This is a genomic window from Spirillospora sp. NPDC046719 (assembly GCF_040645715.1).
GTDB lineage: Bacteria > Actinomycetota > Actinomycetes > Streptosporangiales > Streptosporangiaceae > Spirillospora.
In genome coordinates this window covers 1-10,342 of sequence record NZ_JBEYYT010000350.1, presented here as the reverse complement: position 1 = coordinate 10,342, position 10,342 = coordinate 1, and the positions used below count along the sequence as shown (strand labels likewise).

The 10,342-nt window shown below is 74.8% G+C and carries 9 protein-coding genes and 1 pseudogene; 5 read left to right on the top strand and 5 right to left on the bottom strand.

Annotation, left to right across the window (positions count from 1 at the left end):
* Nucleotides 1-161: 161 nt before the first annotated feature.
* Nucleotides 162-1,064, bottom strand: a complete 903-nt coding sequence (locus ABZ914_RS38460) for a helix-turn-helix domain-containing protein (RefSeq protein ID WP_500199382.1) — start codon at nt 1,062-1,064, stop codon at nt 162-164.
* A gap of 118 nt (nt 1,065-1,182) precedes the next feature.
* On the opposite strand from ABZ914_RS38460, the gene ABZ914_RS38455 reads away from it, so the two are divergent.
* From ABZ914_RS38455 to ABZ914_RS38445, 3 genes are all read left to right on the top strand, one after another.
* Entirely contained in the window at nt 1,183-2,157 is a 975-nt protein-coding gene (locus ABZ914_RS38455) for a GlxA family transcriptional regulator (protein ID WP_500199380.1), read from the top strand.
* A 126-nt stretch (nt 2,158-2,283) separates the two neighbouring features.
* Nucleotides 2,284-2,751: an RsbRD N-terminal domain-containing protein gene (locus ABZ914_RS38450; RefSeq protein WP_500199379.1), complete on the top strand. Its 468-nt coding sequence runs from the start codon at nt 2,284-2,286 to the stop codon at nt 2,749-2,751.
* Between the two features lie 122 nt (nt 2,752-2,873).
* Nucleotides 2,874-3,215: a hypothetical protein gene (locus ABZ914_RS38445; RefSeq protein ID WP_500199378.1), complete on the top strand. Its 342-nt coding sequence runs from the start codon at nt 2,874-2,876 to the stop codon at nt 3,213-3,215.
* A 24-nt stretch (nt 3,216-3,239) separates the two neighbouring features.
* Here the strand turns inward: ABZ914_RS38445 and ABZ914_RS38440 are convergent, their stop codons facing one another.
* The 4 genes and pseudogenes from ABZ914_RS38440 to ABZ914_RS38425 form a co-directional block, all read right to left on the bottom strand.
* Nucleotides 3,240-4,913 carry a catalase gene (locus ABZ914_RS38440; RefSeq protein WP_500199376.1) on the bottom strand — a complete coding sequence of 558 codons (1,674 nt, stop codon included), beginning with the start codon at nt 4,911-4,913 and terminating at the stop codon, nt 3,240-3,242.
* A gap of 157 nt (nt 4,914-5,070) precedes the next feature.
* Entirely contained in the window at nt 5,071-6,444 is a 1,374-nt protein-coding gene (locus ABZ914_RS38435; RefSeq protein ID WP_500199375.1) for an NADH-ubiquinone oxidoreductase-F iron-sulfur binding region domain-containing protein, read from the bottom strand.
* An 86-nt stretch (nt 6,445-6,530) separates the two neighbouring features.
* Nucleotides 6,531-6,770 (bottom strand): annotated as a pseudogene (locus ABZ914_RS38430) (glycosyltransferase family 2 protein); the annotation flags it as partial.
* Nucleotides 6,767-8,407: a carbamoyltransferase family protein gene (locus ABZ914_RS38425; protein WP_500199374.1), complete on the bottom strand. Its 1,641-nt coding sequence runs from the start codon at nt 8,405-8,407 to the stop codon at nt 6,767-6,769. The pseudogene ABZ914_RS38430 and the gene ABZ914_RS38425, both read right to left, overlap by 4 nt.
* Before the next feature lie 270 nt (nt 8,408-8,677).
* On the opposite strand from ABZ914_RS38425, the gene ABZ914_RS38420 reads away from it, so the two are divergent.
* Nucleotides 8,678-9,565 carry a glycosyltransferase family 2 protein gene (locus ABZ914_RS38420; RefSeq protein ID WP_500199372.1) on the top strand — a complete coding sequence of 296 codons (888 nt, stop codon included), beginning with the start codon at nt 8,678-8,680 and terminating at the stop codon, nt 9,563-9,565.
* Between the two features lie 17 nt (nt 9,566-9,582).
* Nucleotides 9,583-10,342 (top strand): glycosyltransferase family 2 protein (locus ABZ914_RS38415; protein ID WP_500199371.1); only part of this gene is annotated, 760 nt, incomplete at its 3' end.

Sequence of the window (10,342 nt, the reverse complement as noted above, 5' to 3'; positions counted from 1 at the left end):
TTTCCGCCGGTCCGTGCGCTGCCGCGGCCCTGGCGGGGGTGCGGGCCGCGCTGCCCGGCCTCGGCGTCGGGCCCGGGGACACGGTCGTCCTGCTGAGCACCGAGGGCGCGGCCGCGAACCCGCCGCCCGCCTGACCCGCGCCGGATCCGGCGGGGCGGCCGTCACAGCCGGTCGAGCAGGCGGGTGAGGAGGGCGCGGCCCGCGTCCGGCGGCAGCGCGGCGGCCGACAGGCGGTCCCAGGCGGCCGTGTAGGCGGCGACGTCGGCGGGCTTGTCCAGGTACAGCGCGGTCGTGAGGAACTCGAGGTAGACGACGTCGGGGAGCGCCCCTCCCGCGAAGCTCAGGATCGAGAAGCCGTGCGCGAGCGGCAGCGGGCGCCCGCCGACCGGGATGATCCACAGCTCGACCCGGCCGCTGTCGGCGAGCGCGGCCAGGTGCTTGAGCTGGCCGCGGATCAGCTCGGGCCCGCCGACGAAGCGGCGCAGCGCCGCCTCGTCCACGACGGCGGCGAGCGTGCGGCCGGGGTCGTCGGCGAACCGGCGGCGGCGCAGCCGGCGGACGGCGGCCCGCTCGTCGATCTCGATGCGCCGGTCGCCCTCCCGGATCCCGTCCCGGATCGCGAGACAGGCGCGCGCGTACTCCTCGGTCTGGAGCAGCTCGGGGATCTGGCACGGCTCGTAGGCGCGGACCTCGCGGGCGGTCCCCTCCAGGTCGAGGAACCGGTGCGTCCAGGCCGGGATCAGCTCGCCGTACCGGTGCCACCAGGCCCGCTCGTTGGCCTCCCGCGCCAGGCGGAGCAGTTCCTCGCGCTCGGCGCCGTCCGGCACCCCATAGAGGGTGAGCAGGTCGGCCACGTCGCGGCGGGCGAACGAGGTGCGGCCGAGCTCGATCCGGCTGATCTTGGACGCGCTGCCGCGGATCGCGTAGCCGGCCTGGTCGCGGCTCAGCCCGCTGCGCTCCCGCAGGCCGCGCAGCCGGGCGCCGACGAGCATGCGGCGCGCCGTCGGGCCGCGCACGGCCCCGGTCCCCGGCCAGGCCGCCCCCGGCTCCTGCCCTGCGCTCAACACCGCTCCTCGGGGTGGGGATCCTGCTAGCGGGATAGTAGTGGCAAGTGCATATGCACGTGCAGCAGATGCTGGAGTCGCATTGTGGCCAGATCCTGCCGCATGAAAGAATCCGGCCATGCACCGTGTCGTCGTCCTCGCCCTCGACGGCGTGTACCCGTTCGAGCTCGGCATCCCGGTCCGGATCTTCGGCTCGGCCACCGGCCCCGGCGGCGCCCCCCTTTACGAGGTGCTGACCTGCGGGATCGATGGCCGCCCGGTGCGCAGCAGCGCCGACTTCGCGATCGCCGTCGAGCACGGCCACGAGATCATCGAGACCGCCGGCACGCTGGTCATCCCGCCGTTCGGCTGCGGCCCCGCCGTGGCGCCCGGGTGCCCGCCGCCGATCGCCGACGCGCTCTCCCGGCTCCGCCCCGGCGCCCGGATCGTGTCGATCTGCACCGCGTCCTACCTGCTCGCCGCCGCCGGCCTCCTCGACGGCCGGCCCGCCACCACGCACTGGGCCGAGGCCGAGCGCTTCAAGCGGCTGTTCCCCCAGGTCGACGTGAACGCCGACGTGCTGTTCGTGGACGACGGCGACGTTCTCACCTCCGCGGGCGTCGCCGCCGGGATCGACCTGTGCATGCACCTCGTCCGCCGCGACCACGGCAGCGAGGTCGCCAACCGGGTCGCCCGCCGCTGCGTCGTGCCGCCATGGCGGGAGGGCGGCCAGGCCCAGTTCATCGAGCGCCCCGTCCCCGAGCCGGACGCGGCCGCCACGTCCGCGACCCGCGCCTGGGCGCTCGGCGAGCTGCACCGGCCGATCTCGCTCGCCGAGATGGCGCGGCACGCGCGGATGAGCGTCCGCACGTTCTCCCGCCGGTTCCGCGACGAGGTCGGGATGACGCCGGGGCAGTGGCTGGCCCGGCAGCGCGTCGACCTGGCCCGCCGCCTGCTGGAGACCACGGACCTGCCCGTCGACCGCATCGCCGAGCAGGCGGGCTTCGGCACGTCGGCGTCGCTGCGCCAGCACCTGGTCGCCTCGATCGGCGTCCCCCCGTCCGCCTACCGGCACACCTTCCGCACCGCGCGCACGCACGCCCCCGCCCACTGATCGGGACCGGCTTGGCGAGAGATCTCCTTTTTAGGGCGGTACATCCGACCTACGCGTGAGTAACATGTTCTCACCGCGGACGCGCGGGACGGATCGACGCGACGACGGAGCATGAGGGACGCCGCCATGAACCCCGTGACCGAACTGCTCGCCGAACGGCTGGACGAGATCACCGCCGAGATCGTCGGCGAGATCGCCGGCCGCGTCCCCGCGTACACGGGCCTGAGCGCGGCGATGATCCTCACCCTCGTCCGGGACGCGCTGACCGTCTACACCGGCGCGCAGGACCGCGGTGCCGCGCTCGACCACTTCCGCCGCCTGGGCGCCCACGAGGCCCGCGCGGGCCAGGACATCCGGCACCTGGAGTCGGCGCTGCGCAGCGGGGCGCGCGTGCTCATCCGCCGCACCGCCAACGCCGCCGCCCGCGTCCACCCGCCGAACACCGAGTTCATCGCGGTGATGGAGAGCGCGTTCAGCGCGGAGGACCAGATCGTCGAGGCCGCGGTCGACGGCCACCACCGCGCCGCGCGCCCCCGCAACGGCTCCCGCCTCTACCCCCTCGTGGCACGCGGCCACCGCTATTCCGCGAACTGACCGCGAGCCGGATGGCCGCGTAAGGCCATTCGGAACCCGTCCCGAACCCGGTGCGCCCTCCCGCTATCGAACACGCGTGAAAGCCCGGCATCCGCGGGCCGCGTCGTGAAGGGGAGCGCGACATGGGATCGGGGCCGTCCGTGCCGAAGCACCGCTGGTACTGGCCGCTGGGCGTCACCGCCGCCGTGGGCATGGTGACCGGCCCGGTCACCATCGCGAACCTCTGGCTCGCGCTCGGCGCGCTGGTCGGACCGGACGGCTGCGACGACGATTCCTGCACCCACGCGCCCGGCCTGGCCTTCGCGTTCCTCCTGCTGTCCGCCGCCGGAGGCGCGATCACGGCGACGATCCTCTTCATCGAGAAGCCGACGCTGAAGAAGTACGCGTGGTGCGGCCTCGCCTTCGCCGCGCTCCTGGCCGCGGACTTCGTCGCCGTGCGCGCGGCGCCGGACTGGCTGGTGTGACCTCCCGCTCGCCGCGCCCGTGCCTCAGCCGTTCGGGCCGGACGGGATGTGGACGGCGCGCTCGTTCGGGACGCAGTGCGTCATCTTGAGGCCGTTCACGTCGCGGGGACCGTTCCTGCCGAGGTCGTCGAGCCGCCGCCGGTCCTCGTCGGTGAGGTCCTGGCTTTGCAGCGGCTTCAGATGCGCGACGTCCTCCGGCGCGATGCCGAGGCCCTTGCCGACGCGCAGCCCCAGGTCGTCCTCGACCAGCAGGAAGTGCCACACCATCCGCTCCTGGACGGCCCGCACGCACTGCGACAGCTGGTCGACGAGGTTGGCCACCAGGTCGTCGCGCTCCCAGTCCTCCATCAGCAGGTAGCGCTGTCCGGCCTGTTTATAGTCGTTGGCGCGCGGGATCCGCATGCGGGTCAGCCGGCCGCGGATCTCCGGGCCCTGCTCGTCGTGCGTCGGGTACTGCGCCTCCCGGAGCCCGCCGGTGATGGACGGCTCGTAGTTGACGTGCGGGTTCTCGCCGTAGCCGTCGACGTAGTAGGTCATCTGCCCGTCGCGCTGGTTGGTGGCGACCCGCGCCTCCTTCGCCTGGTTGACGGGCAGCTGCAGGTAGTTCGGCCCGACCCGGTGCCGCTGGGTGTCGCTGTAGGAGAACGTCCGGCCGACGAGCATCTTGTCGTCGGAGAAGTCGAGGCCGTCGACCAGCACGCCCGTGCCGAACGCGATCTGCTCGTTCTCCGCGAAGTGGTTCGCGACGTTGCGGTCGAGGACGATCCGGCCGACGGGCTTCGGCGGGAAGTCGTTCTCCGGCCACACCTTCGTGTCGTCGAGCGGGTCGAAGTCCAGCTCGGGGTGGTCGTCGTCGCTCATCATCTGGACGAGAAGCTCCCACTCGGGGTACTCGCCGCGGTCGATGGCGTCGTGCAGGTCCCTGGTGGCGTGGCCGAGGTCGTTCGCCTGCACCGCCGCGGCGTCGGCGCCGGTCATGCTGCGGACGCCCTGCTTCGGCATCCAGTGGTACTTGACCAGGACGGTGTCGCCGTCGTCGTTCACCCACTTGTAGGTGTTGACGCCGAAGCCCTGCTGGTGCCGGTAGTCGGCGGGGATGCCGCGCGGGCTGAACAGGTTGACGAGCATGTGCATCGCCTCGGGCGTCTGCGACATGAAGTCGAAGATCCGGTTCGGCTCCTGCCGGAACGTCACGGGGTCGGGCTTGAGGGCGTGGATGACGTCGGGGAACTTGATGGCGTCCCGGATGAAGAACACCGCGAGGTTGTTGCCGACGAGGTCCCAGTTGCCGTCCTCGGTGTAGAACTTGATCGCGAACCCGCGGGGGTCGCGGGCGGTCTCGGCGGAGTCCCGGCCGCCGATGACGGTGGAGAACCGCAGCGCGACCGGGGTCCGCTTCCCGCGCTCCTGGAACAGCTTCGCGCGCGTGTAGCGGGAGATGGGCTCGTCGCCCCAGGAGCCGTACGCCTCGAAGTAGCCGAAGGCGGTGGCGCCGCGCGCGTGCACGACCCGCTCGGGGATGCGTTCCCGGTCGAAGTGGCTGATCTTCTCCAGGAACTGGTAGTTCTCCAGGGTGGCGGGGCCGCGCGCCCCGACGGTCCGCTGGTTCTGGTTGTCGTAGACCGGATGGCCCTGCCGGTTCGTCAGTACCGGGCGCTCGTCCCCCGGCTCGGAACCCATGCTCGCAACGTCGGTCACGCCGGCTCTCCCCCTCGTTCTGCTCGTGGCCGGTCGGCGGGATGGCACTACCCGCAAGCCGCGCCCCGGAAGGTCCGGCGCCGGTAAAGCCCTCATGACCGGTGGCTCCGGCCGTGCGCGGGCTCCGGCCGTGCGCCAGGTCAGGCCGCGCGCGGGGTCAGGCGTTCCGCACGGACAGCGCGAGGGCGGGGCACATCTCGGCGGCCTGGACGGCGTCGCGCAGCAGCCGCGCGGGGACGGCGGCGCCGGCGATGACGGGGTAGCCGAACTCGTCGAGCCGGACGAGGTCGGGCAGCAGGTGGCGGCAGAGGCCGTGCCCGGCGCAGCGGGACCAGTCGATCGCGAGCCGGTGCGGGGACGCCTCGGCCTCCTCGGGCTCCTCGCCGTGGACGGGCAGGAAGCGGCGGACCGGCCGGCCGCAGCCGCCCCGGTCGAGGTGCGCGGCGACGTCGTCGCCGAAGGCGCGGAGCGCGGACAGCAGGAAGCGGGTCGTCCCGTCGGGGTGCTTGCAGGCGCCGCGCCCGCGGACGGTGGCGCTGCCTCGGCGGACGGCGGCGACGGCCTCGTCCCCGGCGGTCCCGGCGGCGAGCGCGGCGACGGACCGCGCGATCGCGGGCAGGCCGAGCCGGCAGGGGCCGCACTGCCCGGCGGACTCGGCGCCCATGTACCCGGCGACGCGGGCGATCTCGCCGAGCGGGCAGGTGTCGCGGGGCAGCGGGACGACGATCCCGGCGCCGAGCGCGCCGCCGGCCGCCGCCATCGCCTCCCGCGACACCGCGACCCGCGCGGCCTGCGCGGGGGTGAGGCACGCCCCGTGGTAGCCGCCGACGATGACGCCCTGCCCGGCGTCGGTGCCGCAGTGCCGGAGCACGTCGGCGAGCGGGACGCCGGCGGGTGTCTCGACGACCATGTGCCCGCCGTCGGGGAGGGTGACGGTGAGCAGGACGGTCCCGGGTTCGCGGGGCGTGCCGGCGGCGCGGTACCCGTCGGCGCCGAGTTCGGCGAGCACGGCGAGCTGCGCGAACGTCTCCGCGTTGGACAGCAGCGTGGGGAGCCGGTCGACGCCGCTGTCGGCGGCGCGGACCTTCTGCCCGGGCGGGATGGGCGTCTCGCCGTTGACGCCCCGGACGAGCGCGCCGCCCTCACCGGTGATGAACCGCTCGGGGAGCCGGACGACGCGGGCGCGGTCGCGGAGCCGGGTCTCGGCGATGGCGAGCCGCAGCGACCGCGCGGCGAGGCCGTCGTCGGTGACGCCGATGACGAGCTCCCGCGCGCCGAGCGCCTTGACGGCGAGGACCGCGCCGTTCAGCACGAGGTGCGGCACGTGCGCGAGGAGGGCCTTGTCCTTGGAGCTGGCGGGCTCGCCCTCGGTGGCGTTGACGAGGACGACGGGGTCGCGGCCGGTGCGCCGCGCCGACCGGTGCACGGCGGCGAGCTTGCGGGCGAACGGGAACGCGGCGCCGCCGCGTCCGCGCAGGTCGACGCTCTCGGCGAGCGCCGCGAGCTCGCGGAGCGGCAGGCCGCGCGGCACGGGGTGGACGAGCCGGTGCGCCGCCGCGTCCAGCCGGGGTCGGGGACGACGTCGTCGTCCAGGAAGGCGACCCATTCGGTGGCGGCGGCGCGCCATCCCGCGTTGCGGGCGGCGGCCGGGCCGCGCCCGCCGGAGCGGATCACGCGGACGCGGCGCCCGCGGGAGTCCGGCAGCGGCAGCGGCGCGCCGTGCGCGGGCCGGTCGTCCACGACGATGATCTCGTGCGGCGCGGGCTCGGGACCGGTCGCGATCGAGTCCAGCAGGGCGTCCAGCACCGTGCGCAGGCTCGGCCTGCCGATCGTCGGGATGACGACGGTGCAGCTCATCGGCCGTGCACCTCCCGGCGGCGGACGACGAACGGGCCGATCGCCAGGAGGTCCACGGGCGCGGAGCCGAAGCACTCCAGCGCGTCCCGCGGGTCGTCCACCATGGGCCGGCCCGCGGTGTTGAGGCTGGTGTTGACGACGACCGGCAGGCCGGTGCGCAGCCGGAACTCCTCCAGCAGCCGCGCGACGAGCGGTTCGTGGCCGCTCGCGACGGTCTGGATCCGGGCGGTGCCGTCCACGTGCACGACGGCGGGGATCCGCTCCCGCCACTCCGGCCGGACGCGGTGGACGAACAGCATGTACGGGCTCGGGATCGGGCCCTCGAAGATCTCGGCGGCGTGCTCCAGCGCGACCATCGGGGCGATGGGCCGGAACTGCTCGCGGCCCTTCACGTCGTTGAGCCGCTCGACGTTGGCGGCGTGGCCGGGATGGGCGAGCAGCGACCGGTGCCCCAGCGCGCGCGGGCCGAACTCCGAACGGCCCTGGAACCACGCGACGATCTCGTTGCGGGCGAGCGCCTCGGCGACGGCCGCCGCGACGTCGGGCGGACGCTCGTACGGCACCTTGGCGATGTCGAGGCGGCGCGCGATCGCGGCGTCGTCCCACTGGCGGCCGAGGTCGGCGCCCGGCATCGCGGTGACGGTGTCGCCGCCGTCGTGCGCCAGGTGCAGGGCGGCGCCGAGCGCGGTGCCGGAGTCGCCCGCGGCGGGCTGCACCCAGATGTCGTCGTAGGGTCCGTCCGCGGCGAGCCGGGAGTTCGCCACGCAGTTCAGCGCGACGCCGCCGGCGAGCATCAGCCGGCGCGAGCCGGTCCGCCCGTGCAGCCACGTCACCAGGTCGAGCAGCACCTCCTCCAGCCGCGCCTGGACGCTGGCGGCGAGGTCGGCGTGGTCGCGTGTCCACTCGCCGTCGGACGCGCGGGCCTTGGCGAGCGCGCCCCAGTCGATGGGGGCGACCGCGAACCCGCCGTCGCCGGTGGCCCGGACGTGCTCGCGCAGCTCGTCGAGGAAGCGCGGCTCGCCGTAGGACGCGAGGGCCATCACCTTGTACTCGTCGCTGGAGCGCAGGAAGCCGAGGTGCTCGGTGAGGTCCTCGTACATGAGGCCGAGCGAGTGCGGCAGGCGCTGCGCGTGCAGCGGGGTCAGCTCGCCGCCGGCGTAGGTCCCGGCGAGGTGCGAGTGCGACTCGCCCCGGCCGTCCAGCACGAGGACGTCGCCGTCGCAGGGCCGCGGCGCGGCCAGGGCGGCGGACGCGGCGTGCGCCACATGGTGCGGGACGTACCGGACGATGCCGGGGTCCAGGCCGGGCAGGGCGGCGGCGAGGAAGTTCGGGGCGCGGCGCGCGTACAGGGTCCGCAGCCGCTCCCACTGCTCGTCGTGACCGTCCAGGCCGGGCTCGACCAGGTCGGGATCGTAGGAGTAGGCGACGGCGTCGAGGTCGCCGGGTTCGAGCCCGGCGCGCTCCAGGCACCAGCGGGCCGCCTGCTCGGGCGGTTCCCAGGCGGAGAAGGCGACCGGACGTTTCCCGTGCTTGCGGCGGCTGAACCGTTCCTCCTCAGCCGCGGCCACGACCGTTCCGTCCACCACGAGGGCGGCGGCCGGGTCGTGGAAGATCGCGTTGATTCCGAGCACGCGCATGTGAGCCCCGTTTCGGCGCAGCGTTCGGTGGAGTACCGATGCCGTCCGTCGTGGGCATCGGCCCGGGGATCTCGATGGGAGCGAATCCCCCATAGGTGATTTCGTGCATTACCGGGAAGTCCGGCTCTAAACGCTGTGCCGGAAAAGCCGCTGATGTGCGAACTGACAGTTCAAGCGGGTTTTACGTGCATCGCGATGGCTGCGGGGGTTTATTGGCCTTCAAGACGTAAGTCGGACATGGAGGCGGGTGCGGCGGGTACGGGGCGGGCCATGCGCTGCACGCTCGTCGTCATCACCCGGGACCGCCGGCGCTCCCTGCTGGCGACGCTCGGGCGGCTGCGGGCGCTGCCCGGGCCGCCGCCCGTCATCGTGGTGGACAACGCCTCGCGGGACGGATCGCCCGACGCCGTCGCCGAGGAGTTCCCCGGCTTCCGGCTGATCCGGTCGCAGCGCAACCTCGGCGCCGTCGCCCGCAACCTCGCGGTCGACCACGTCCGCACCCCGTACGTGGCGTTCTGCGACGACGACACCTGGTGGGAGCCGGGCGCGCTGCCGCGCGCCGCCGACCTGCTGGACACGCACCCCCGGCTGGCCGTGGTGACCGGGCGGATCCTGGTCGAGCCCGGCGGGCGCGAGGACCCCATCGTCCCCGAACTGCGCGACTCGCCCGTCCCGGGGCCGTCCTGGATGCCCGGGCCCGCGCTCGGCTCGTTCCTGGCGGGGGCGTCCATGCTGCGGGCCGAGGCGTTCCGGGAGGCCGGCGGGTTCTCGGCCCGGCTGTGGCTGGGCGGCGAGGAGGAGCTGCTCAGCGCCGACCTGATGGCCCTCGGCTGGCACCTCTGCTACGCCGAGGACGTCGTCGTGCACCACGAGCCGTCCCCGCTGCGCGAGGCCCACCTGCGGCGCCGCCACGGCATCCGCAACACGCTGTGGTTCACCTGGCTGCGCCGCCCGCTGCCCGTCGCGCTCCGCCGCACCGCCGGGCTGCTGCGCACGCTGCCGCGCGACCGCGTCACCGCGGGCGCGCTCGCCGAGGCGGCGGCGGGACTGCGCTGGGTCGCCCGGGAGCGGCGCACGCTGCCGCGCGACGTCGAGGCCAGGCTGCGCAGCCTGGAGGAGGCGCAGCGGACCTCCAAGGCGCGCCGGTACGTCAGCTGATGGAAGCGGGGGAGAGCATGCCCGACGTCACGATCGTGGTCGCGACGCGCGACCGCGCCGCCGAACTGCGCCACAGCCTCGCCCGGCACGCCGCGCCGGTCATCGTGGCCGACAACGCCTCCGCCGACGGCACCGCGGAGGTCGCGGAGGCCGCCGGCGCGCGGGTGCTGCGGCTGCCGGGCAACCTCGGCGCCGCCGCCCGCAACGCCGGCGTGCGGGAGGCCGCGACCCGCTACGTCGCCTTCGCCGACGACGACTCCTGGTGGGCGCCCGGAGCGCTGGAGCGGGCCGTGGAGATCCTCGACGCCCATCCGAGGACGGCGCTGCTGGCCGCCCGCGTCCTGGTCGGCGACGACGAGCGCCTGGAACCGGTGTCGGAGGCGATGGCGCGGGCACCGCTCGGGCGGCCGGACGGGCTGCCCGGACCCGCCGTCCTCGGCTTCCTCGCGTGCTCGGCGATCGTCCGCCGCGACGCCTACCTCGACGCCGGGGGCTTCTCCGACGTCCTGCACTTCGCCGGCGAGGAGGAGCTCCTCGCGCTCGACCTGGCGTCCGCCGGCTGGGGCCTCGCCTACGTGCCGGAGCTCGTCGTGCACCACCACCCGTCGCGGAGCGGCCGGAACCCGGCGGCACGGCGCCGCCGGGAGATCCGCAACGCGCTGCTGACCGCCTGGCTGCGCCGCCCCCTCCCCGCGGTCGCGCGGATGGCGGGGACGGCGCTGGGCACCCGCGACGGCCGGGCGGGGCTCGCCGACGCGGCGCGCGCGCGGCCGCGGC